The sequence below is a fragment of the Frankia sp. Cppng1_Ct_nod genome, assembly GCF_920656135.1.
GTDB classification, from domain to species: Bacteria; Actinomycetota; Actinomycetes; order Frankiales; family Frankiaceae; genus Protofrankia; species Protofrankia meridionalis.
Genome location: NZ_CAKKTK010000008.1, coordinates 41,917 through 65,892, shown reverse-complemented (window position 1 = coordinate 65,892; position 23,976 = coordinate 41,917). Strand labels below are relative to the sequence as shown.

The window sequence follows — 23,976 nt, the reverse complement described above, 5'->3', positions numbered from 1 at the left end:
ATCGATGGATCATCATTCGCTCCGCAGCGCGTCGATGGGGGCCAGCCGGGCCGCCCTGCTGGCGGGGTAGACGCCGAACCCGACGCCGATGCCGACCGCCACGACGATCGCCGCGGCAGCCGCGGTGAGGGAGATGTCGATACGTTGCGAGATCAGATGAGGGAGCGCCGCGGCCCCCACCAGTCCGAGTGCGGCGCCGGCCAGTCCACCGGCCAGACCGAGGACGGACGCCTCCACCAGGAACTGGCGCCTGATTACCCGGGGGGGTGCGCCGAGGGCCTTGCGTAGACCGATTTCCCGGATGCGTTCGGTAACCGAAACCAGCATGATGTTCATTACGCCTATGCCGCCGACGAGCAGCGAGATCGCGGCGATCCCGCCGAGCAGCACGGTGAGGGTCCGGTCCACCGACGTCGCCGCGGACAGGATCGACTGCTGACTGGCGATGGTGAAGTCGGCGCCCGTCGGCGTGGTGATGTGGTGCAGGGCAAGCAGCTCGCTGTTGGCCTCCTGGTAGGCGGCGGACAGCGTCTTCGAGGACGACGCCTCCAGGTAGATGCTCTGTACGGAGGTGCGGGTCGCCCCGCCGAACACCCGGTTCGCGGCCGTACTGATCGGGAGGATGGCCTGGTCGTCCTCATTGGCCGTGGCGGACGACCCGACCGCGGTCAGGGTGCCGACCACCTGCATCGGAACCCCGGAGATCGTCACGGTCGCGCCGATCGGGCTGCGTGCACCGAACAGCTGCTCGGCCGTGGTGGCGGCGAGTACGACGACGGCGGCGTGGCCGGTGACGTCCTGGCCGGTGATGAAGCGACCGGAATCGATCTTTCGTGCCCGGACCGACAGCCAGTCGGGCGTGGTACCGACAACCGTGGTGGTCCAGTTCGACGTGCCTGCCGTCAGCGACAGGTTGCGCTGGCTGGCCGGTGCGACGGCGGCGATGTCCGGTGCGACGTCCCTGGAGGCGAGTGCGTCGGCGTCCTGCGAGGTCAGGGTCGAGGCCGAGCCGAAGCCACCGCGGATACCGCTACTGCTGGTGGTGCTGCCCGGTGAGACCACGAGCAGGTTGCTGCCGAGCGAGTTGATCTGGTCGCGCACCTGGCCCTGGGCGCCCTCGCCGAGACCCACGGTGAGGATGACCGCGGCGATGCCAATGAGGATGCCGAGGACGGTGAGGGCCGACCGCGACCGATGTGTACGTACCGCTTCCAGCCCGATGCGTAGTGTTTCCGCCCAGCTCACTGGTGCGCCTCCCAGGTGAGCGTGGTCGAAGCGCCGCCGGCCCGCGGATCGGTGGAGGTGCGGGGATCGGTGGAGGTGCGGGGATCGGACCCGGTGTCGTCCTGGACGTTGCCGTCGCGGATCCGCACCACCCGACCCGCTGCCGCCGCGACCTCGGGTTCGTGGGTGATGAGCACGATCGTGCGGCCGGACGCGTGCAGCTCACCGAACAGGCCGAGCACGTCCTGGGTGGACACGCTGTCGAGGTTGCCGGTCGGTTCGTCCGCGAGGATGAGGGCGGGATCGGTGACCAGTGCGCGGGCGACCGCGACCCGTTGCTGCTGGCCTCCGGACAGCTCGTTCGGGCGATGGGCGATCCGGTCCCGCAGCCCCACCTTTTCCAGCGCGCTGATCGCCCGGGTGCGACGTTCCGCCCGGCCGACGCCGGCATAGCACAACGGCAGCTCCACGTTGCGCCACGCGGACAGTGTGGGGAGCAGGTTGAACTGCTGGAAGACGAAGCCGATCCGCCGGTTGCGGATCTGGGCCAGATCCTCCTCGGACATCCGGCCGACGTCCTCGCCGGCCAGGTGGTAGTTGCCCGCGGTGGGCACGTCAAGACAGCCGAGGATGTGCATCAGTGTCGATTTGCCCGACCCCGACGGGCCCATGATCGCGATGTACTCGCCCTCGTGGATGCGCAGGTTGACACCGCGCAGCGCTTCGACCTCGAGGGCGCCGGTCCGATAGGTCTTGCGGACGTCGTCCAGTTCGATGACGGGTAGCGGGGTTCGTGGTGACTCGGTGTCGGTCATGGCTCAGCTCGCCCCGCCGCCGCGGGTACCCCCGCCGAACCCGCCACCACCACCGCCGAACCCGCCACCACCACCGAAGCCACCACCACCGCCGAACCCGCCGCCGTTACCGGCCTGGCCGGTCGGAGTCGCGGCGCCGCCACGCGTGCGTCCGGAGGTACCCGAGTCCGGCACCACGACCATGTCCCCGGCGGCAAGGCCGGCGGTGATCTGCGTGACTCCGCCGGAGCTCACGCCGACCGTTACCGCCCGCGCTACCTGCCTGCCACCGGAAAGCTCATACACCTGTGCCTGGGAGCCGGCGTAGTGCAGGGCCGTGGTCGGCACGGTCAGGACGTCGGTCAGCTGCCGGAAGATGATCTGTACCTGGGCGCTCGCCCCGAGATGCAGCCCCGTCGGAGTCCCGGTGACGTCAATGGTGATCGGGTACGTCGCCACTCCGGAATTCTGGGTGGCGAGCAGACCGACGGAGGACACCGTCCCGTACACCGCCGAAGTGACGCCGTTCGCGGTGATGACCGCCTGGTTACCACTCTTGATCTCGTTGACCTGGGTGTCGTCGACGTTTGCGGCGATCTTGTAGCCGTCCGAGCCGACCACGACCACCTGCGCGGACGACGCTGCCGTCGAGCTGCTGGAAGCGGATCCCGATGCCGAGCCGCCACCACCGGACGCGCTCGTACCGCCACCGGAAACCTGCTGGCCGACCGTCAGATTGACCGTCGCGACGGTACCCGCGATCGGCGATGTGAGGGTCGCCTGTGTCAGTGACCGCTGCGCGGCGGCGAGTCCGTCCTGCGCGGCGGTGACGGCCTGGTTGTCCGCGTTCAACTGTGCGTCGGACGCACCCGCGGTCTGGTCCGAGGACAGGCGGGACTGATCGGTGGCCACACTGGCCTGCGCCTGCGCGACCGAAGCGACCAAGGCGGCCGAATCGATCGTGGCCAGAGCCTGGCCGACCACCACCTGCTGACCGACAGTGACCGATACCGCGGTGACCTTGCCGGACGCACCGAAGGTCAGGTCGGCTTCGTTGGCGGCCTGGATGGTCCCGGTGCTCGATACCGTCTGCCGGATCGTTCCGAGGCCGGCCGCGACCAGACGTGGACTGTTGCTGCCGGCGGACGAGGAGACAGCCACCACCACAGCCACGGATCCGGCCACCACCAGGACGGCGACGACCACGCCGACGGCGAGCATCCTGCGTCCGATCCGAAGACGCCCACGCGGCACTTGCATCCATCCCCCCGAATCCCCACGGTGGGCGACCCGAATTCACCCGTGTTCGCACGGGGTGTTGTGGCTGGTGCCTACCGCGACCAGTGCATCCCGAGTCTGGTGGAGAACTCTTGGCATTTGCTGAGGAAATCCGGTGAAAATCCTGACCGATCGGTGAACGCAGAGTCAACGGTTCGCCCCCCGTTGAGGATGGGCAGGGAGCGCGCGGCCCGGGCTTTCTGTACGGAGACTGTGGAAGGATGGTGAAATCGGCACATCTGGTGGTGCCGATCGTCGCCGCCGGGTGGGGGACCATGCGTGCAGCCACCGGGATCCTCGCCGGGATCGACGCCGGCCGGATCTGCGTTGAGGTCCGCTGCCGATCGTCCCACCCCGTGCGTTCGCAGTAACCATCCGGTATCCGGTATCCGGTATCCGGTGCCTGGCTGGCTGCCGGTCAGCGGTGCCTCCGCAGGATCCGGTTGCCGAGCCACACCAGCGGGTCGTAGGAGGAGTCGACCACCCGCTCCTTGAGCGGGATGATGCCGTTGTCGGTGATTCGGATGCTCTCCGGGCAGACCTCCGTACAGCATTTCGTGATGTTGCAATAGTCGATGCCGGCCTGCTCCCGCAGCAGTTCCCGCCGGTCGCGCGTGTCCAACGGGTGCATTTCCAGCTCGGCGTAGCGGATCATCAGCCGGGGGCCGGCGAACACGGGCTTGTTCTCCTCATGATCGCGGATGACGTGGCAGACCGTCTGGCACAGGAAGCACTCGATGCACCTGCGGAACTCCTGGACGCGGTCGACGTCCTGCTGCTTCATCCGGTGGTGTCCGTCGTCACCGGTGGGCGGCCCCGGCGCGAACGCCGGCACCTGCGCGGCCTTCTCGTAGTTGTACGAGACATCGGTGACAAGATCCCGGATCACCGGGAAGGTTCGCAGCGGTGTCACCGTGATGGTGTCCGTCGGCGCGAACAGGTTCAGCCGGGTCATGCACATCAGCCGGGGCCGGCCGTTCACCTCGGCACTGCACGACCCGCACTTACCGGCCTTGCAGTTCCAGCGGACGGCCAGGTCCGGGGTCTGCGTCTGCTGCAGCCGGTGCAACGCGTCGAGGACGACCATGCCTTCCTCGACGCCGACCGTGTAGTCGTGCAGGTCGCCTCCGTCGGCGTCACCTCGCCAGACCCGCAGGGAGAGGTCGTACGCGGCCATCAGGCACCCTTCCCACCGGTCGGTGTTTCGGACCTGGAGGACCTGGAGGACGTAGAGGATGTAGAGGACCCGGAGCCGGCCGTGGCTGCCACGCCGGTGGGCGTCTCCTCGAACAGGCGGGCGAGCTCGGCCGGCATCGCGGGCAGCGGCTCGGCGGTGAGTACCAGCCGGTCGTCGGCGAGTCGGAGTACGTGGTTCACGGCGCCGAACGCGGGGTCCGCGAGCGGGAAGTCGTCCCGGGTGTGGCCGCCGCGGCTCTCCCGGCGGGCCAACGCGGCGGTGGCGATGCATTCCGCGACGGTGAGCAGTGACCGCAGGTCGAGCGCGAGATGCCAGCCCGGGTTGTACTGCCGGTGCCCCACGACCGTGACCCGGCCGGCGCGGATCCGCAGCGCTTCGATCTCCCGCAGCGCCCGGACGAGTTCGGGCTCGGTACGGATGATCCCGACCAGGCGCTGCATCACCTCCTGCAGGTCGCTCTGGAGCTGGTAGGGGTTTTCCGGGGGACGCGCGGAGTCGCTGCCGACAGCGGTGTCGAACGGTGCCAGGGCCTGCGCGGCAACGGCGTCGAGCTGAGCGCGGTCCACAACGCTCCGCACGCCAGGGGGTACCGTGAGTGCGTACTGTGCCGCGTAGCGCCCCGCCCGTCGTCCGAAGACCAGCAGGTCCGACAGGGAGTTGCCGCCGAGTCGGTTCGAGCCATGCATGCCGGCCGCGCACTCGCCCGCGGCGAACAGCCCCGGTACCGTCGCGGCCGCGGTGGGCGGGTCGACCTTGATGCCGCCCATTACGTAGTGGCAGGTCGGGCCGACCTCCATCGGTTCTCGGGTGATGTCGACGTCTGCGAGCTCGGTGAACTGGTGGTACATGGACGGGAGTCGCCGGCGGATGTAAGCCGGGTCACGGCGCGAGGCGATGTCGAGGAAGACCCCGCCGTGCGGCGAACCGCGCCCAGCCTTGATTTCGGCGTTGATGGCGCGCGCCACCTCGTCGCGCGGCAGCAGTTCGGGTGGTCGCCGGGCGGTCTTCTTGTCCGTGTACCAGCGGTCGGCCTCCTCTTGCGAGTCGGCGGTCTCGGCGGCGAAGACCGGCGGGATGTAGTCGAACATGAACCGACGGCCGTCGGAGTTGCGAAGCACTCCGCCGTCACCGCGGACCCCCTCCGTGACGAGGATGCCCTTCACCGACGGCGGCCAGACCATCCCGGTCGGGTGGAACTGGACGAACTCCATGTCCATCAGCGCGGCGCCGGCCCACAGCGCGAGCGCGTGACCGTCGCCGGTGTACTCCCACGAGTTGGACGTCACCTGGTAGGACTTGCCGATCCCGCCGGTGGCGAGCACCACCGCGGGCGCGTCGAAACGCACGAACGTCCCGGACTCGCGCCGGTACGCGAAGGCTCCGGCGATCCGGTGTCCGGCGGATGCCGGTGCGGTGGGCGGGCCTGACGCGGTCAGCAGGCGCAGCACCGTGCATTCCATGAAGACGTCGATGCCCTTGCTGACCAGCCGGTTCTGCAGGGTCCGGATCAGCTCGAGACCGGTGCGGTCCCCGACGTGCGCGAGCCTGGCGTAACGATGACCGCCGAAGTCCCGCTGGAGTATCCGGCCGTCCGGCGTCCGGTCGAAGACCGCGCCCCACTCCTCCAGCTCCCAGACCCGCTCGGGGGCCTCCTGCGCGTGGATCTGGGCCATCTGCCACTGGTTGAGCATCTTCCCGCCGCGCATGGTATCGCGGAAGTGCGTCTGCCAGGAGTCCTCGGGCCAGACGTTGGCCATCGCGGCCGCGATACCGCCCTCGGCCATGACGGTGTGCGCCTTGCCGAGCAGGCTCTTGCAGACGACGGCGACGCGGGCGCCCTGCTCGTGGGCCTCCAGCGCGGCCCGCAGGCCCGCTCCGCCCGCGCCGATCACGACGACGTCGTATGCGTGTGTCTCCGCTGATGCCATGGCTCACGCCACCCAGTGGTAGTCGTGGATGTGTCCCGCGGCGACCAGCCAGATGTAGAAGTCAGTCGCCATGATCCACAGTAGGCTCGCCCAGGCGAACTTCATGTGGTTGCGGTTGAGGATCGACAGCCGTCGCCAGAGCTGGTAACGCACCGGCGCCCGGGACAGCTGGCGCAGTCCGCCGCCGCACAGATGCCGGCAGGAATGGCATGACAGCGTGTAGAGCCAGATGAGGACGGCGTTCACCGCGAGCACCCCGGTACCCACCCCGATACCGAGGCCCTGCGGGAAGGAGAAGGCGATCATCGTGTCGTAGGTCAGAAGCCCGGCGAAGACGACTGCGACGTAGAAGAAGTACCGGTGGACGTTCTGCAGGACGAGTGGCAGGCGGGTCTCGCCGGTGTACCGCGCCCGCGCGTCCGGGACCGCGCACGCCGGTGGTGCCCACCAGAAGGAACGGTAGTAGGCACGCCGGTAGTAGTAGCACGTGAGCCGGAAGCCGAGCGGGAAGGCGAGCACCAGGATCGCCGGCGACAGCGTCCAGACGTCGCCGAGGATGTGTGGTGTCGCGTGGTCGGCGCACCGGTCGGTCAGGCAGGGCGAGTAGAACGGCGACAGGTACGGATCCGCGTAGTAGTTCCCGTCGCGCAGCGCCGCCCACAGGCCGTAGCCGGTGAACCCCGCCAGCACGACCACGGTGACGACCGGACCCACCCACCAGGCGTCGCGTCGCAGTGTCGGCTCGGTGATCCTCGCCCTGGCCGAGCCGACGGCAGACGCGGCGGTACCGGTGGGTGCGGCGGTCACACCCAGGCCCGGCGCCGGCGCCGGGCCGAGACGTTGCGGTGTCGTTGCCAGCCGCCGGCTACGCCTTCGTCGTCGCATTCGGGCTGGAACTCCGGCTCACCCTGGCGGGCCGGTACGAACACGGGCTCGTTGCACGCGGAGCACACCTTGCACGAGGAACCGGCGAGCGCGTCGTTCTCGCCCCGGTCGCTGTTGCCGCTGCCGCTGCCGCTGCTGGTCTCGGTCGCCAGGTCGTCGATGTCCTCCATGACACGGCGTACGTCCGCCTCGAGGCGTCTGGCTACCCGCGAGCTGGCCGCGTGCATACGCAGGTGTTGGATGTGGCGTTGTGCCTCGGTCACGGCCCTGCTTACAGCCAGAAGCTCGTCCTGCAGGCTTGTCGGTTGCACGATTCGCCACCTCCGTGGTCCCTACCCGTCGACTACCGGTGGTCCGGACGGGTGTCGATACCCGTCCGGGCTGCTGAGCCGGACACATCTACGACACATCACGTTCACACAGAAGTATGATCCACGGATGGGGTGTTGGCTAGCGGCATGGACCTTTTGACCGGGCCTGAGTGCCTGAAGTCGATTACGAGGCCCTCCCGTCGCGGCCCCGGGGTCCCGCAAGGGTCCCGGGCGGGTCCCCGCGGATCGGTACAGTGAGGACATCTGGTCGTAATACGTACCGGGGACGGGAGCGGTTGATCGTGCCATCGGACGCCGAACACAGCCCGGTCGGCGCGGTAGGCCGCGTTATCATCCCGATCCCGGCGAACGGGCCGGGTGAGGTGCTCGTTCCGCTGCGCGGCGGTTCGGAGGCGTTTGCCGCGTGGGCCGACGAACCGATCGGGAAGCACGTGCGCATCCTTGTGACAGAAATGATGTCGGCACGGTCCGTCATCGTCGTCCCGTTCCCTTAATCCCTGTAATCCCTGGAAACCAGGAGCCACGCTCATGTTCTTCTGGCACGTTCCCGCCCCGAACGAGGCGCTACTCATCTCCGGTTCGAAACGTCAGGCGCAGGACACGCAGTTCCGGATCGTCACCGGTCACGGCTGTTTCGTCCTGCCGGTCAAACAGAAGGCGCGGGTGCTCTCACTGGCGTTACGCGAGGCGGAGATCGTCGAGGAATGTGTCACGAACCAGGGGATCCGCCTTCACGTGCGTGCCGTCACCGTGTTCAAGGTCGGTGACGACTCGGCGTCGATCGCGAACGCGGCCCGGCGCTTCCTGTCCGAGCAGCACCGGATGGAGGAGCTGGTCGGCCGGGTCTTCGCCGGGCACCTGCGCTCCATTGTCGGCGGGCTCACGGTAGAGGAGATCATCCGGGAGCGGGACAGGCTCGCCCAGGAGGTCAAGGACGGCAGCCACGTCGAGATGGAGAAACTGGGCATCGTCGTTGACGCCCTGCAGATCCAGGAGATCGAGGACGCCACCGGATACATCACCAACCTCGCCGCGCCGCACGCGGCCGCGGTGGCGAGCCAGGCCCGCATCGCGGCGGCCGGCGCCGACCAGGCCGCCGCCGAACGGGAGCAGGAGGCCGCGGCGCTGAAGGCCCAGTACGAACGGGACACGGCGATCAAGCGTGCCGGATTCCTGGCCGAGACCGAGCAGGCTCGGGCGCACGCCGCGCAGGCCGGGCCGCTGGCCGAGGCCCGCGCCTCACATGAGGTCATCGAGCAGCAGACCGCCCTCGCCCGTCGGCAGGCGGAGCTCGCTGGCCAGCGGCTGGAGGCCGAGGTCCGCCGTCCCGCGGACGCCGAGGCGTACCGGGCCCGCACACTTGCCGAAGCCCGTCGTGACGAGGCCAAGTTCGAGGCCGAAGGGGAGGCCTACCGCCGCACGACGCTGGCAGCGGCCGAGGCTCAGTCCGCGAAGGTTCAAGCGGATGCAACCGCCTACGCTGAGCGGATCGTCGCACAGGCCCGGGCCGACGCCATCGCGGCTCGGGCCGGCTCGCTGCGGGATGGCAACCAGGAGCTGATCGCCGCCAACAGCGTCATCGAGGCACTGCCCGCCCTTGTCGAAGCGGCGGCCCGCGGTATCGCAGGGTCGAACCTGACCATCCTCAACGGTGCCGAGGGCGTCAACCAGATCATGGCCGAGATCGTCGGACAGGGACTGTCGGTCCTCGACACCTTGCGCAGGTCAACCGCACCCGCCGGAGGAGAAGGCCGTGATCCGGCGTGGTCCGAGGGGACATGACGACGGCCGTCGACGGGGTCGTGCCAGCCACGCCGGGCGGCCGGCACGACCCCGTCGGTGGGGGAGGGAACCGGACCCTCCCTGCTCTCAGACCACGCCGCGGGACGCGCGAAGCGCCTCGGTCGCGGCCGTGTCGAGGGACAGGCCCTCAGGATCTCTGACCGGGTCGCCCACGACGACGACGCCGTAGTCGCGTGCGGCGCCCTCGATCGTGACGTACTCGTCACGCACGTCGTGCAGAACCTGCCGCGGATCGCGTTCCAGCGGATTCCCCCAGCCGCCCGCGCCGTTGCAGACGAAACGGATCATCGTGTTGGCCGAGGCCTGGACCGGGGTGAGTAGGAAGCGGTACTCGCCGTCCGGGTCGAGCTCATTGGTCTGCGGGTTGACCACACCCATCAGCGGGGTGGCCGTGCCGTAGATCGGGCCCGACATCGTCAGCGGCAGCAGGTCGGGCTTTTCCGCGACCGGGGATGTGGCGGGATCCCACAGCCAGCCGCCGGCGAGGGTCCCGGCCCGCCCCCCGTGCACGCCGCCGCTGCCGGGGGGCCGTTTGACGTGGAACGTCGAGATCCGGTGCTCGGCCGGGGTCAACCAGAGGCTGTCGGTGACGCTGGCCGAACCGCTGCGGTACCGGCCGGGGCCGGCGGTGTCCGGGACGTAGTCGCGGCGCAGCACGACCACGGGGTTGTCGGCCTCGCCCTGCTCGGTCCCGCCGTCGAGCAGGTTCAGGATCACCATGAGCTGGCTGGAGTCGGCGTCACCGTCCTTGGTGGCGCCCCACGGCCCCGACGGTGTGACGGTCGCGCCGGCCGAGCTGAACCACGGGGTCCCGTCGGCGGTGACACCGCTGGCGAAGTGGATGGTGCCACCCCAGGAGTCCGGCGCGACCGCGTTCTCGCCCAGTACGCCGTTGATGGCGTGGAAGGTCGCGTTGATGATCGCGAGTACCGGCTCCCAGTAGAACATGCAGCAGTGCGGAGGTGACGGGTTGATGATGCTGTCGGCGGGCAGGAGCACGTCGACGTCACGCAGCGAGGCCGAGGTGAACGGGCTGCGCGGGTCGATGAGGTACTTGAGCGCGATGGCCACGGCGGTCTTCGCGTCCAACCACGAGCAGTTGATGGCGGAGTTCGTGGCCGGGGAGGATCCGCTCAGGTCGAACTCGGCCCGACCGCCCCGCTTGTTGATGCGGACCCGGACGACATGCTCGGTGTCGTCGGTGAGGCCGTCGCTGTCGAGCCGCTCCTCACCCTCGTAGACGCCGTCGGGCAGGCGTTCCAGCGCGGTCCTCATGGTTTCCGCGGCGGCATCGCAGGCATAGCGGATGCCGCCGAGATAGGCGGGCAGGCCGTACTTCTCCAGGGTTTCTCCGAGCAGGCCGGCGCCGAGTTCGAGCGAAGTGTGGATGGTCTGGATGTCGGGCAGCACGATCGGGCCGAAACGGGTGTTGTCGAGAATGAGGCTGAACGTCGACCTGACCGGCTTGCCGGCGCTGTAGAGCAGTGTCGGAGGCAGGACCAGACCGTCTTCGTAGAGGTTGGTCTTGGTGACTTCGAACCCGCCGATGGCCCGACCGCCCCAGTCGAGCATGTGCGCGCGGATCGTCACCGCGCCGACGAACTCGCCGGCGTTGAAAACGGGTCGGATGAAACAGACGTCGTTGAGGTGCGTCCCCACCCGGTAGGGGTCGTTCACGATGATGACGTCGCCCGGGACCATCCGGTCGATGCCGTATTCCTCAAGGGCGATGCGGACCGCGTCCGGGATGGAACCGAAGAACAGCGGGATCGTTTGGGCCACCGCCGGCATCGCGAAGTTCAGCGAGGGCGGACCCGTCACCGCGGCGGAGATGTCCGTCGACTCGCGGATCTGCGGCGAGAACGCATAGGTGATGAGCTGGCTGCAGACGTGCTCCATGATGTAGCGGAAACGGCTGGAAATCACTGCTGCGGTGAATCGGTCGCACTGGTAGGTCTGTTCGAACTCCGCGTCGCTGAGGTCTCGCAGCGCGGTCCCGGACGCGCTTCGAGCTTCGGTCTGGGTCGTCATCTTCCGCACCCCTTTCAGGCTTTGTGGCTGACTCGGGCTCTGTCCTGGTACGGGCACTGGAGCCATGGGGGCCTCCGGCCGTACGGAAAGAGCAATGATCGCGCGGCCTTTGGCCACTAGACGATGCTGAGTTCGCCGTATTCGCCGACGGTGGCCGTGTGGCCGGCCGGCACGAAGGTCGTGGACATGGACTCGCGGATGACGGCCGGGCCGGTTATCCGATGTCCCGCCAACAGGTCCGCGCGCTGGTACTCGGACGCCCGGACGTCCTCCTCGAGGAGGTAACGGATCGCCGTCGTCCCGGAGACCGGCGGCACGACGTCCGGCGCGACCTCCAGTTTCGGGTACTCCGCCTTGTCGGACGGGACGATCATCTGTACCCGGAAGGTGACGCCCTGGACGGGGAAGGCGGGGAAGCGGTTGCTGTTGCGGCGTTCGTAGGCGTCGTGGAAGGTCCCGATCATCTGGGTGACGACGTCAGGGGTGATCGGCCCCGCGGGCACCTCGACGAAAGGCGTCTCCCAGCTCTGGCCGTAGAGCCGGCCGTCGAAGCTGCGGACGATCCGCACCGCGCTCGCGTCGATGTCCTGGCGGCTCAGCAGACCGTTCTCCATCTCCCGGAAGAGTCGGTCGACGGTGTCCGCGGACTCGGGGGAGAGGAATGTGTAGGCGCTGCGCTGGTCGGAGAACACCTGGTCGGAACTCACCAGGCCGAGCGCGCTGAACAGGCCGGGATGCGGTGGCACGATCACTCGCCGCAGGGGAACGAGATCCAACAGCGATGGGAGCAGCATCGGTCCAGCTGCGCCGAACGCGACCAGGCTGAAGTCCCGCGGGTCGATACCACGGCGGATGGCGATGTTCAGCAGGCCCTCGGCGACGTTGTTCAGGCCCATCCTCCACGCGAACCGCACCCGCTGAGCCAGGGACAGCTGCGTGTCCAGGCTGTTGAAGGCGGCCTCCGCGAGTTCCGGATGAAGGATCATCGTGCCGCCCAGGAAGCCGTCCGCGGACAGCACACCCGCCAGCAGTGCGGTATCGGTGAGGGTCGGTCGGGTGCCGCCCTGGCCGTAACAGGCCGGCCCCGGCTCGGCGCCCGCGCTGTCCGGCCCGACCTGGATCTCGCCGGTCGGGGTGACCGCGACGATGCTGCCACCACCCGCGCCCAGCGTCACGATGTCGGTGGACAGCGCGTTGATGACCAGGTCGTGTTCCAGCTCGAAGGTCGAGTTCGACCACGGCTGCCCGTCGATGACCACGCTGATGTCGACCGAGGTACCGCCGACGTCGGCGCAGATCAGCTGCTCGTCGCCGATCAACCGCCCGAAGTGGGCGCTGGAGACCGTTCCCGCGGCCGGTCCGCCGACGACGAGCCGGTACGGCTGTTCCATCGCGTAGTCGGCCGGCATCAGCCGTGCCGAGCAGTCCGCGTAGTTGAACGTCCCGGTGAAACCGAGGTCGTGCAGACCGGCGCCCAACCGGTCGGTGTACTGCGTGTACTTGATCTTCATGATCACGTCGACGACGGTGGTCGAGGCGCGTCCGTACTCCTTGGCCAGGGGCGAGACCTCGCTGGAGATCGAACAGACCACGTCGCCGAGTTCCTCGGCGACCAGCTCGCGCAGACGCTGCTCGTGCGCTCCGTCGACATAGGAGTTGATCAGGCAGATCGCGACACCCTCGACGTTGCAGGACGCCAGAACGCGCAGCTCCTCGCGCGCCTGGTCCTCGTCGAGTCCGATCAGGACGCCGCCCTGGGCGGTGATCCGCTCCTTGACGCCGCGCCGCAGGTAGCGCGGCACCAGCGGACGGGAGGCGTCACCGATGCCCCGACGCCACGACATGTCGGTCAGCGCTGTCCACGGCCGTACCAGCCGGCCCCGGTCCAGGATGTCGCGGTGTCCGAGCGTCGTCAGGAAGGCGACCTTGGGGATGCGCCTGGTGATGATCGCGTTGAGGCCGGCCGTGCTGGCCAGGTTGAACACGTTCGCCGTGGACACGTCGACGTCCGCGGCCCCGCGCAGGACCGAGGTCTCGCTCGTCCGGACGTCCGTCGGTACCTTGGCGACCCTGATCTGGCCGTCCTCGATGGCGACCACGTCCGTGAAGGTGCCTCCGACGTCCACACCCACGATCTTCCCGCCCATCACAGGGTGTCCTCCAGGCGGGTGACCGTGCCAAGGCGCGACCAGGGCGTGCGGGACAGCGAAGCGAGACACTCGCGGCACTTGACGACTTCGAACCAGCCGCCCTCGGACAGCACCGGATAACGTTGTAAGGCGGTATCTCCGCATTCAGGACAGATACCGTCGGTGTTCTCTTTGGCTACCAGGAGTTTTGAATCTGGTGGACTGGTGGAAGGTGACACGCTTCGACCTCCTGACGAGTGCGGTCGACGTTTCGACGCACGGGTCTGTTACAGACCCCTCCGTGGAGGGTGACCACGGGGTGAAGTGTGACGTTAGCGACATTCGGAGATAGCGTCAAACTAGCTAAATCAATTTACCGACCTGTCCACCTGGCGAGCCATTTCGGTGATCGTTCGTCCGGAGCCGGCGGGTCGCCTACCGCGGGACCCCCGCGACACCGGCGACCCCCGCGGGGGTTCGTGCTGCACCGCTGACGGCTTCGGCCACGGCCGGCATCACCCGTTCGTCGAAGACACTCGGCACGATGTAGAGCGGATTGATTTCATCCTCGCGCAGGACGGCCGCGAGCGCATCGGCCGCGGCCAGCAGCATGTCCTCGGTGATGTCGTGGGCGTGGGAGTCGAGCAGTCCCCGGAAGACACCGGGGAAGGCGAGCACGTTGTTGATCTGGTTCGGCTCGTCCGAGCGGCCGGTCGCGACGATCGTCGCGTACCTGCGGGCCTCCGTGGGGTCAACCTCCGGGTCGGGGTTGGCCAGTGCGAAGACGATCGCGTCGCCCGCCATGGTCGCGATGTCGGCGCCGATGAGGATGCCCGGTGCCGACACGCCGACGAACACATCGGCGTCGACGAGGGCGTCACGCAGCGTCCCCGAGACTCCGTCCGGGTTGGTGTGCTCGCAGATCCACCGACCGTTGTCGTCCAGATCGTCGCGGGACCGCGAGATGATGCCGCCGATGTCGGACACGATGACGCTGCCGCCCGCGGAGCCGGCGCCGGCCCGCAGCAGCAGGCGCAGGACGGCGGTTCCCGCCGCGCCCGCCCCGCTCGTCACGATCCGCACGGACTCCAGCGACTTGCCGACCACCCGCAGCGCGTTGGTGAGTGCGGCGAGGACGACGATCGCGGTGCCGTGCTGGTCGTCGTGGAACACCGGGATGTCGAGCAGCTCACGCAGCCGCCGTTCGATCTCGAAACAGCGGGGTGCGGCGATGTCTTCGAGATTGATGCCGCCGAAGACCGGCGCGAGCAGGGTCACGGTCCGGACGATCTCATCGACGTCCTGGGTGGCCAGGCAGATCGGCCAGGCATCGATGTCGGCGAACCGCTTGAACAGTGCGGCCTTGCCCTCCATCACGGGAATTGCCGCGGCCGGACCGATGTTGCCCAGTCCGAGAACCGCCGACCCGTCGGAGACCACCGCAACGCTGTTGCGCTTGACCGTGAGCCGACGGGCGTCGTCGGGTCGGTCGGCGATTGCCAGGCATACCCTGGCGACACCGGGTGTGTAGGCCATTGACAGGTCATCACGGGTACGCAGCGGAACCTTGCTCGTCACCTCGATCTTCCCGCCCAGGTGCAACAGGAACACCCGGTCGCTGACTCGCCGGACGACGAAGTCGGGCATCGACCGCAGCGTTTCCGTGATGGACTGTGCCTGGTCGGAATCTGCGCACAGACAGGTCATATCCAATATCAGCCGGTCGGCGTGCGATTCCGCGACATCGAGTGCGGTGACCGCTCCACCAAGTTTACCCACGGCTGTCGTAATTTCGCCGACCGTCTGCGATGAGGCCGGCACCTCGAGCCGGACCGTTATCGAGAAAGAAACGCTGGGGACAGCCACGGGAGTGTTTTCCTTTCGCTATCCGGCCAAATGCGGCGCATGGGAACGCCGCTGACCCGGGCGCAGGTATTTCGGCGTTGTCGCCCGTGTCTGGCGTGCCTGCCGTTATGGTCGCAGCTCCCGTCGGCAACGCCCCGGCGGTCTCGTCGTGACTCGCCGGAACGCGTTGGATCTCACAGCGTTGGATCTCACAGCGTTGGATCTCACAGCGTTGGATCTCGCAGCGGTGAATCTCACATCGTGAATTTCGCAGCGACGGTGTGCGGCGGTGTGCGGCGGTGTCGGACCGTGGTTTCCCTTTCGTGTCATGAGGATGGATGAGAAAGAGAAACCACGGCCGATCGGTTCAGGACGTCGTGGAGCCGGACGCGGAACCGGAACCGGAACGAGCTCCGGACGTACCGGCGGTCCGAGTCTCGCCGGCCTGGCCCTCGCCGGCATCGATGACCGGGACGTGGCGGCTCGCGGTCGCCGAAACCTTGGGCAGGCGCAGCTGTAGCACCCCGTCGGCGAGGCGGGCCTCGCTGTTGTCGGGGTTGACGTCCCCTGGCAACCGCACGCTGTACTCGTAGCGGCCGGTGCGACGAGCCTGCTGGCGCATCACACCGCGGTGCTGCCGATCCTGGATCTCGGCGGTGATGGTGACCTCGTTCCCCCGGACATCGATGTTGACGGCCTTCGCGGGAACGCCGGGCAGATCCGCGTCGATGATGTAGGAGTCCTCCGTCTCCTCCATATCGGCTGCTGGCGCCCAGGAACGCCGCTCCCTGGACGCGAGCTCCGGGAACGAGACGTCCAGCAACCGTCCCATCCGGTCGTAGAGGTCGCCGAACTCGGCGAAGGGGTCCCATACGCGTCGCGTGATCGGACCCGGACGGCTGAGAACAGCCGGAGTGGTCATATCCGACCTCCTTCCTTGCGGTCATGATTCCGCTACTGTCGGTGGTGGACGTGGGGGAGGGGCAGCCTCACGGGGCGTGGGACACGCTGAGGTCGTGGTAACCGGCCGGGCGTGCCCTCGTCCGGGACGCGTGCTCCTCCGGGGATGGCTTCCCACCTCCCGGAGGAGCTCCTTTCCGGTTCCCGGCGACGCAAACGACGCCTTTACGCCCGACGCAAACGACGCCTTTACGCCGTAGGCGGGATCGGCCTGCGGAGCAGATGCCGTGGGGGTCCGTACCGGTCGGAACGGGTACCGGTCGAAACGGGTACCGGTCAGAACACGGCGGTACCGTGCGTGGGGGAGGACGCGCGCGCATGGTGACGCCGCGGGATCCGCCCGGCACGCGACGCGAACCGTCCCGCTGCCACGCCGGCGGCCATCGCCGCAGCCATCAGCGCGGGATCCTGCGCCCGGGTCACCGCCGACGCCAGCAGGACGGCGTCGCAGCCGAGTTCCATGGCCAGCGCTGCGTCGGACGCGGTCCCGATCCCGGCATCGAGGACGACAGGAACCTCGGCCTCGGCGACGATCAGCTCGATGTTGTGGGTGTTGCGGATTCCCAGCCCCGTCCCGATGGGCGCTCCCAGCGGCATCACCGCGGCGCAGCCGACCTGCTGCAGCCGGCGGGCGAGCACCGGGTCGTCGTTGGTGTACGGCAGGACGGTGAACCCGTCGGCGATCAGGCGTTCGGCGGCGTCGAGGAGTTCGACCGGGTCCGGCAGCAACGTGTGGTCGTCCGCGACCACCTCGAGCTTCACCCAGTCCGTCCCGAGTGCCTCGCGGGCGAGCTGGGCGGTGAGGACCGCCTCGTGTGCAGTCCGGCATCCGGCGGTGTTGGGTAGCACCCGGACACCGCACCGGGCCAGCATGTCCAGGACCGACCCGGGTGTCGTCGTGTCCACGCGCCGCATGGACACCGTGCACATGGCCGTCCCGGAGGCGTTGATCGCGGTCTCCATGACGGCGAGGCTCGGCGCGCCGCCGGTTCCGAGGATCAGCCTGGAGCCGAGTTCCTCACCGGCGATCATGAAAGTGTCATCGGCCACGTCAGCCTCCCTGGGTAGCGGTGAGGATCTCCACGTGCTGGCCGGCGTGCAGCTCCAGGTTCTCCCACCGGCTTCGGGGGGCGACGATGCCGTCGACCGCGGCAGCGGTTCCATGACCCATGGCGACAATGCCGACCATGAGCTGGTGAAGTGTGGTCCCCGCAGGGACCTGCATGGCCTTGCCGTTCACAGTGAGGGTCATCCGACGTCCTCCTCGATGGCTGCCTGGGTGAAAGTGGCTGCCTGCGGAAAAGCGGTCGCCTGCGGGAAGGCGGTCGCCTGGGGGAAGGCGGTCGCCTGGTCGAACCTGGTCGGGCTGAAAGGGGCGACCTCGTCCGGCAGGGTGCCGTCTGCGAGCAGACCGGCGATGGCATCGGCTGTCACCGGCGTGAGGAGCACGCCGTTGCGGTAGTGGCCGGTGGCAAGGACGAGCCCGGGTACCCGCGACGGGCCGATCAGCGGGGCATTGTCGGGCGAGGCGGGCCGCAGGCTGGTGCTGATCTCCTCGAGTTCGGCCTCGCCGAGCCCCGGGACGAGGGCCTGGGCATCCCGCAGGAGCTCGTACACGGCACCGGCACGGGGCCGCAGGTCGAATCCGACCTCCTCGCTGCTGGCCCCGACGACGATCCGACCGTCGGCGCGGGGCACCAGGTACACCGGGCAGCCACGTACCGAACCCCGCAGCACGCAGGTCAACAGGGGCGGCCCGACGGTCCGCATCCGAAGTGTCTGGCCTTTGACCGGCCGGACCGCGGGTACCGCCTCGGGCGGTAGCCCACCGATCCGCGCCGACCACGCACCGCAGGCGAGGACCACCACGGGTGCCTGAAGGTCGGTGCCGTCGGCGAGCCGCAGGCCGACCACACGATCACCGCGCAGCAGCCATTGGTACGCCGCCGTGTGGACCATGGTCACGCCTTCGGCAACACAGGCCCGCAACAGCGCGCTGTGTAGGAGCCTGCTGTCGACCTGGTGGTCACTCGGAGCAGACAGGGCGCCGGCCAGCCCGCTCGCCGACGCGGGAACGCGGGCGCGCAGCTCCCGCCGGCTCAGCAGCTCCGTCTCGAGACCGAGAGACCGCGCGAAACCATGGATGTCGGTGAGGCCGGCCATGTCCGCGGCGTCCCAGGCCGCGACCAGCGTCCCGCACCGTAGGTAACCGACCTCGCAACCGCTGCTCTGTTCGAGCTCGTCGACGAAGGCGGGGTACCGAAGCGCCGATGCGCTGTTCAGCGCCAGCAGCGGCCCCTCGCCGTAGTGGAGCTCGGTGACGGGGGCCAGCATCCCCGCCGCCGTCCAGCTGGCTCCCGACCCTGGCTCCGGGTCGACGACGGTGACCGCAAGCCCGCGTAACCGGGCCCGCCAAGCCACGCCAAGCCCGATCACACCCGCGCCGGCCACGATGACATCCGGTCGGGACGCCGGAGAATCCGACCGGCGGACGCCCGCTCCGCCTGCCAGCATGAGCCTCCTCACGATCGTTGTCGGCCTCGCTCGCACCGCTGTCGAGTTCACCCGACACCGTCGAGTGCCCCGCGCGCAAGTCTGGCCTTTCCTGCGGTGGCGGGTAGCGCAAACATGTGGGGCGCCGGGTTGTGGGGACGGTATCCGCCAGCCAGTCGAACCAGTGGCGGGCGGTTGGTGTGGGAAGGTATCCGGCATGGCGTACGTGCCGGGCGTCGGGAGATCGCCGACGATGCCAGCCACGACACCGACAGGTCCGTGACGAGGTGGGCGGAGGCTACGCAGGCCGTGACGAGGTGGGCGGGGACGAGATCGGTCGGGCGGACCTCGGCGGCGCGGGTCATCCAGGCCACCGCAGGTGTCGGCGGCGTCGCAGCGCTCGCCTATGCCGTGCCCTCGGTGACCACCCTGCGCCGCCTGCGTATCCGCGCGACGCCCGTCCTCGCCGGTGTCGGCGCGCCGGACCACGTGGCGCTGACCTTCGACGACGGCCCGGATCCGGCGTCCACTCCGCAGTTCCTCGACGTGCTGGCCGAACTCGACATCCGGGCCACCTTCTTCGTTCTCGGGATGATGCTGGAGCGTGCTCCGGACCTGGCCCGGCGGATGACCGACGCCGGCCACGAACTCGCCGTCCACGGCTGGGACCATCGTCCGATGCTGCTGCGGGGGCCGTCCTCCACCTACGAGCAGCTGCACCGGACCCGCGCGCTGATCACGGTGGTGACCGGCCGGGAGCCGCGGTTCGTCCGGCCGCCGCACGGCATCCTGTCCACCGGGTTCCTCCTCGCGGCCCGGCGCCTCAAGCTCACCCCGGTGCTGTGGACCGCGTGGGGAAAGGACTGGACGTCGACCGCGACGCCACTCACCGTCCTCGACACCCTCGCTCCGGACCTTCGCGGTGGCTGCACGGTCCTGCTCCACGACTCCGACTGCACGTCGGCGCCGAACGCGTGGCGCAGCGCCCTCGGCGCACTTCCGGAGTTTGCCGCTCGCTGCCACGACCTGGGCCTTTGCGTCGGCCCCCTCGCCGAGCACGGCCTGCCGCGGGCCGCGCACCCGGCGCGGGCCGTGACCCGGCTGTGGGCCACGTCCGGGTCACGGCCCGTGACCCGGACGCAGGCCGAGATGTCTCAGGTCTCGGGGTACAGGGAGTAGCTCGGGAAGTTGCCGTACAGCCGTTCCTCGGTGTCCGTTCCGACTGTGACGGCGTGGACGAGATGGTCGCCGCCGACGAACGCGCCCTTCCAGGACGCGCCCCGGCCACCGAACGGTTCATCCCGGTCGCCGCGCGAACGGGGCTTGTTGACGCCCACCTTGAACGCGTGGATCTCTCCGGAGAGCCGGCGGGCGAGCGCATCGTCGTCGCAGGCCAGCGACGCCACGAGCGCTCCGTTGGAGGCGTTCATCGCGGCCAGCAGCTCGGCCTCGGAGTCGACCACCACGATCGTGTCCACCGGTCCGAACGGCTCGGCGTGGTGCAGCGCGCAGGAGGGTGGGGGAGCGAGGACCGCCACCGGAGGCACGTAGGCGGAGGTGTCCTGCCCGGGTACGAATGCGCCGTCGGCGAGGGTTCCCCGGTACAGAGGCACGCCACCCTTGGCGATCGCCTCGTCGACCTTGCCGGCGAGTTCGGCGGACTTCTCCGCGGTGATGACGGGTCCGTAGTCGAGCTCCGGGAGGGGGTCGTCGTCGTGTGCGACGGCCAGCGGATGCCCGAAGCGCACCGAGGAGATCACGGGCAGGTAGGCCGCGAGGAACTGGTCGAACAGCTGACGCTGGACCACGTAGCGGGGATAGGCGGTGCAGCGCTGCTTGCCGTACTCGAAGCTCTTCTTCAGATGGCCGGCCAGCAGATCCCACTGGGAGAACTCCCAGATGCCCCACGCGTTCAGGCCCTCCTGCTCCAGGAAGTGCCGCTTGCCCGTGTCGACCAGTGCCGCGGCAACCTGCCCGCCGGTGGAGCGCCCACCGACGAACGCCAGACAGCCGATCTCCGGCGCCCGCACCAGCGCTGCCGACAGACGCGATCCGGACCCGGACACCAGTGCCACCGGCAGCCCCTCACGGCGGGCCAGGGCGCAGGCGAGGGTGAGACAGGCGGCCCCGCCGTCGGTTGGGGTCTTGGCGATCGCGGCGTTGCCGGCCAGAACCTGGACGAGCATCGCGTGCATGAGCACGCTCATCGGATAGTTCCAGCTGGCGATGTTGCTGACCGGTCCGGGCAGTGGACCCCGGTCGGCCACCATCCTGTCGATCTCCTCGACGTACCAGCGGACGCCGTCGAGGGCGCGGTCGACGTCGGTGCGAGCCAGCCGCCACGGCTTGCCGATCTCCCAGGCGAGCAGCAGCGCGAGCAGGTCGCGGTTGTCGTCCATCGCGTCCAGCGCGGCGGTCACCCGAACTTTGCGGTCGGCGAGTGGCACGTCGTTCCACCGCTTGTGGTCGTCGAGCGTCGCACGGATGGCTTCGCGTGCCTCATCCGGCTCGATCATGGGTGGGCCGGTGATGGGTGAACTGTCGACCGGCGTGACGCTGCGCAGAGGTTCGCCGGTGCGGCGCCACTGGCCGCCCCACAGGTTGCGCAGTCGGTCCTCGTCGAATGCTTCGGGTGCGGTCTGCAGGCATCGGGTGTAGGCGTCCGACCACGTAGCGCCGGGCTTGACGTGCAGGCGGGGCGAGCTGGAAGAGGGTGCGGCCATGGCGTCAGGTTGCCTTTGATCGGCCCGATGCGCCACTAACACCACGCCAACAACGTCGAGCAGAGTGTCGGGCAGAGTGTCGAGCATCGTGTTGACGATGTCCGCGTCGGCGAGTGCGTCATGATCGCGACGGCGCGCCCATCGCTACTCGGTGTAGCCATAATTGTGGGAGCCTCGGTGTTGGATGCTGTTGGCGGGACCGCTGGCGTGTACGCCATATGTCCAGTTCAGGCTTGATGATTCACCACCTTCGCGGGTATGGTCACGGTGTGTCGCTGGCGTCGTAACGGGGCAGCGGCGCGTACCATTCCGATATGTCGGAAGCGGTGTCTGTGCAGGACTCGATCAGCACCGGTAGGCAGACACGGCTCTACGTAAGTCCCCCATCACATAGAGTGGGCACATGCGTCGATCGCACCTCGTCCGTCCCATGGCAGTCCGTTGTTGGACCATCCGTGCCTGGTAGCTCCGATCTCTGATGATGGTCAGTGTTCTGCCACCCATGGAGCCTGCGCCCGAACCCATCCGGGTGCTCGTCGTCGATGATCATGAGCTGTTCCTGCAAGGTCTTGAGACCGTTCTCGACCTTGAAGAGGACATCACCGTCGTCGGCCGCGCCGGCGACGGCCGCCAGGCTGTCACGATCGCAACCGGAACGACCCCGGACATCGTCTTGATGGACGTCCGGATGCCGCACCGGGACGGCATCGACGCGGCGAGCGCGATCAAGCGGGAAGTGCCCACCGCAAAGATTGTGATGTTGACGGTCAGTGATGACGAGTCCGACCTTTTCGAGGCCATCAAGGCGGGCGCGGTCGGGTACCTGCTGAAGTCGATACCACCGCATGAGGTGGCGGGCGCGGTCCGTGCGGTACACAACGGCCTGAGCCTGATCAGCCCCTCGATGGCATCGAAACTCATGGTCGAGTTCGCCACTCTGGCGCGCGGATCGGACGACCGGCCGAGCCGGGTGCCCGCCCCGCACCTCACCGCCCGTGAGCTGGAGGTTCTCAAACTCGTCGCGGAGGGCAAAGCGAATCGGGAGATCGCCCGGAAGCTGTTCATCAGCGAGAACACCGTGAAAAACCACGTCCGGAACATCCTGGACAAACTTCAGCTGCACTCACGCATGGAGGCGGTCATGTACGCCGTCCGCCAGGGCCTCTTCGAAATCGACTAAGGTTCAAGGTTTTGAAGATCCGGATTGGTTACGCCTACCGGCGGACGGCCGACGAGGCGCCGATCACGGTCACCGAGCACTTCGAAGCATGCGTCCGAGGGCTGGAGCGGCTGCGTTTCGACTCGCTGTGGATGTCGGAACAGGTGACCGGCCCGGAGCTCGCGCCCGCCGTCGCGCTGGCCTACGCCGCCGGGCGGACCCGCCGGATCAAGATCGGCACCAGCGTGATGACCCTTCCCGGACGCAGCCCGGCGCGGTTGGCCGCGGCGCTGGCAAGCCTCGACCAGCTTTCCGGCGGCCGTTTCCTGCCGGCCTTCGGACTGGGAAACACCGCGGGCTTCGAGCCGCAGGCCTTCGCGGTCGCCGGCGGCGACCGGACCGGTTGGCTGGAGGAGGGCCTGCCGCTGCTGCGGCGCTTCTGGTCGGGCGAGCCGGTGACCCATGCCGGCCGGCATTTCCATTACGACGGTCTACGCGTGGGGCCGCGACCCGCCCAGCCGTCCATGGACGTCTGGCTGGGCGGCGCCGCCCCGGCGGCGTTGCGCCGGGTGGGTCGCCTCGCGGACGGCTGGCTGGCGAGCTTCACCCATCCCGCGGAGGCGGGCCGTGGCCGGACGGTCGTGGAGGCGGCGGCACGGGAGGCCGGACGGATGATCGATCCGGAGCACTTCGGCGCGGTCGTGAGCTACCGACGTGGGCCCCTGCCGCCCCGGGCACGTGCCCGGATCGCCGAGCTACGGTCCGGACGTGATCCCGCCGGTGGTGATCCGGTCGACGCGGACCTCGTGGTCCCCTCCGTGGAAGACCTGCGCCGGCGGCTCGTCGAGTACGCCGATGTCGGGGTGTCGAAGTTCGTCCTGACGCCCATGCATCGGCCGCTGGACTGGGCAGGCGAGCTGGCCGAGGTCGCCGACGCGGTTCTGGATCTCCAGGAAGCGCCTCCGGCAGCGCGCGAAGAACCATGATCGCGCTGCCTTTGGCGGGATCTCCAGGAAGCGCCTCCGGCGGCGCGCGAAGAACCATGATCGCGCTGCCTTTGGCGGGATCTCCAGAGGTAGATCTCGAGATGTGGCCGCGTCAGTCATTGTCCAACGTGGTGGGGCACAGGCATCCTTGGGGAACGTGCATCAGGGCATGTCGCGTGGGTATTCGGACGTTGTCAGTGGTGTCCGT

At 68.7% G+C, this 23,976-nt stretch carries 21 protein-coding genes; 5 read left to right on the top strand and 16 right to left on the bottom strand.

The genetic code is table 11. The annotated features are described in order from the left end of the window. Positions 1–12: 12 nt before the first annotated feature. The 7 genes from NBW77_RS04390 to NBW77_RS04360 form a co-directional block, all read right to left on the bottom strand. A complete protein-coding gene (locus tag NBW77_RS04390; protein ID WP_131745939.1) occupies positions 13–1,245 on the bottom strand; it encodes an ABC transporter permease in 1,233 nt (410 codons plus the stop codon). Further along, positions 1,242–2,039, bottom strand: a complete 798-nt coding sequence (locus NBW77_RS04385; protein ID WP_131745940.1) for an ABC transporter ATP-binding protein — start codon at positions 2,037–2,039, stop codon at positions 1,242–1,244. Before NBW77_RS04385 ends, NBW77_RS04390 begins: the two co-directional genes overlap by 4 nt. A gap of 3 nt (positions 2,040–2,042) precedes the next feature. After that, positions 2,043–3,272 (bottom strand): efflux RND transporter periplasmic adaptor subunit, encoded by a 1,230-nt coding sequence (locus tag NBW77_RS04380; protein ID WP_242605684.1) that lies wholly within the window; start codon positions 3,270–3,272, stop codon positions 2,043–2,045. Positions 3,273–3,714: 442 nt separating this feature from the next. Then, entirely contained in the window at positions 3,715–4,473 is a 759-nt protein-coding gene (locus NBW77_RS04375) for a succinate dehydrogenase/fumarate reductase iron-sulfur subunit (RefSeq protein WP_131745942.1), read from the bottom strand. Beyond that, the gene (locus NBW77_RS04370; protein ID WP_250279313.1) at positions 4,473–6,422 is read right to left on the bottom strand and encodes a fumarate reductase/succinate dehydrogenase flavoprotein subunit; all 1,950 of its coding nucleotides are present in this window, start codon (positions 6,420–6,422) and stop codon (positions 4,473–4,475) included. Before NBW77_RS04370 ends, NBW77_RS04375 begins: the two co-directional genes overlap by 1 nt. A 3-nt stretch (positions 6,423–6,425) precedes the next feature. Then, positions 6,426–7,229, bottom strand: coding sequence for a succinate dehydrogenase subunit SdhC (gene sdhC / locus NBW77_RS04365; protein WP_207386900.1), 804 nt, complete (start codon positions 7,227–7,229; stop codon positions 6,426–6,428). Further along, complete coding sequence (locus NBW77_RS04360) at positions 7,226–7,618, bottom strand: Rv0250c family protein (protein WP_250279312.1); 393 nt, start codon at positions 7,616–7,618, stop codon at positions 7,226–7,228. Before NBW77_RS04360 ends, sdhC begins: the two co-directional genes overlap by 4 nt. A 302-nt stretch (positions 7,619–7,920) precedes the next feature. Between NBW77_RS04360 and NBW77_RS04355 the strand changes: the two genes are divergently transcribed. Together NBW77_RS04355 and NBW77_RS04350 are read left to right on the top strand one after the other, a co-directional pair. Beyond that, positions 7,921–8,133 carry an NfeD C-terminal domain-containing protein gene (locus NBW77_RS04355; protein WP_165485919.1) on the top strand — a complete coding sequence of 71 codons (213 nt, stop codon included), beginning with the start codon at positions 7,921–7,923 and terminating at the stop codon, positions 8,131–8,133. Positions 8,134–8,167: 34 nt separating this feature from the next. Then, positions 8,168–9,421, top strand: coding sequence for an SPFH domain-containing protein (locus NBW77_RS04350; RefSeq protein ID WP_250279311.1), 1,254 nt, complete (start codon positions 8,168–8,170; stop codon positions 9,419–9,421). Positions 9,422–9,508: 87 nt separating this feature from the next. Here NBW77_RS04350 and NBW77_RS04345 read toward each other — a convergent pair whose 3' ends face one another. From NBW77_RS04345 to thiO, 8 genes are all read right to left on the bottom strand, one after another. After that, positions 9,509–11,473: a hydantoinase B/oxoprolinase family protein gene (locus NBW77_RS04345; protein WP_250279310.1), complete on the bottom strand. Its 1,965-nt coding sequence runs from the start codon at positions 11,471–11,473 to the stop codon at positions 9,509–9,511. Positions 11,474–11,589: 116 nt separating this feature from the next. Further along, positions 11,590–13,620, bottom strand: a complete 2,031-nt coding sequence (locus NBW77_RS04340) for a hydantoinase/oxoprolinase family protein (RefSeq protein WP_207386892.1) — start codon at positions 13,618–13,620, stop codon at positions 11,590–11,592. Then, positions 13,620–13,841, bottom strand: coding sequence for a hypothetical protein (locus NBW77_RS04335; protein ID WP_131745944.1), 222 nt, complete (start codon positions 13,839–13,841; stop codon positions 13,620–13,622). The genes NBW77_RS04340 and NBW77_RS04335 overlap by 1 nt, the downstream gene beginning before the upstream one ends. Before the next feature lie 196 nt (positions 13,842–14,037). Next, entirely contained in the window at positions 14,038–15,249 is a 1,212-nt protein-coding gene (locus NBW77_RS04330) for an NAD(P)-dependent malic enzyme (RefSeq protein ID WP_250279325.1), read from the bottom strand. Positions 15,250–15,814: 565 nt separating this feature from the next. Further along, positions 15,815–16,369, bottom strand: coding sequence for an Hsp20/alpha crystallin family protein (locus NBW77_RS04325; protein ID WP_131745945.1), 555 nt, complete (start codon positions 16,367–16,369; stop codon positions 15,815–15,817). A 314-nt stretch (positions 16,370–16,683) separates the two neighbouring features. After that, positions 16,684–17,457 carry a thiazole synthase gene (locus NBW77_RS04320; RefSeq protein ID WP_284346884.1) on the bottom strand — a complete coding sequence of 258 codons (774 nt, stop codon included), beginning with the start codon at positions 17,455–17,457 and terminating at the stop codon, positions 16,684–16,686. A gap of 1 nt (position 17,458) precedes the next feature. Beyond that, entirely contained in the window at positions 17,459–17,659 is a 201-nt protein-coding gene (gene thiS / locus NBW77_RS04315) for a sulfur carrier protein ThiS (protein ID WP_131745946.1), read from the bottom strand. After that, positions 17,656–18,921, bottom strand: coding sequence for a glycine oxidase ThiO (gene thiO / locus NBW77_RS04310; protein ID WP_250279309.1), 1,266 nt, complete (start codon positions 18,919–18,921; stop codon positions 17,656–17,658). The genes thiS and thiO overlap by 4 nt, the downstream gene beginning before the upstream one ends. Before the next feature lie 342 nt (positions 18,922–19,263). On the opposite strand from thiO, the gene NBW77_RS04305 reads away from it, so the two are divergent. Continuing rightward, positions 19,264–20,079, top strand: coding sequence for a polysaccharide deacetylase family protein (locus NBW77_RS04305; RefSeq protein WP_242605686.1), 816 nt, complete (start codon positions 19,264–19,266; stop codon positions 20,077–20,079). On the opposite strand, the gene NBW77_RS04300 is transcribed toward NBW77_RS04305, so the two are convergent. Next, the gene (locus NBW77_RS04300; protein ID WP_131746041.1) at positions 20,055–21,623 is read right to left on the bottom strand and encodes an aldehyde dehydrogenase family protein; all 1,569 of its coding nucleotides are present in this window, start codon (positions 21,621–21,623) and stop codon (positions 20,055–20,057) included. The genes NBW77_RS04305 and NBW77_RS04300 overlap by 25 nt on opposite strands. A 478-nt stretch (positions 21,624–22,101) precedes the next feature. Between NBW77_RS04300 and NBW77_RS04295 the strand changes: the two genes are divergently transcribed. Both NBW77_RS04295 and NBW77_RS04290 read left to right on the top strand, forming a co-directional pair. Continuing rightward, on the top strand, positions 22,102–22,803 hold the full coding sequence (locus NBW77_RS04295; protein ID WP_250279308.1) for a response regulator: 702 nt from the start codon (positions 22,102–22,104) through the stop codon (positions 22,801–22,803). An 11-nt stretch (positions 22,804–22,814) separates the two neighbouring features. Beyond that, positions 22,815–23,768 carry an LLM class flavin-dependent oxidoreductase gene (locus NBW77_RS04290; protein WP_250279307.1) on the top strand — a complete coding sequence of 318 codons (954 nt, stop codon included), beginning with the start codon at positions 22,815–22,817 and terminating at the stop codon, positions 23,766–23,768. The last annotated feature ends 208 nt before the right edge of the window (positions 23,769–23,976 follow it).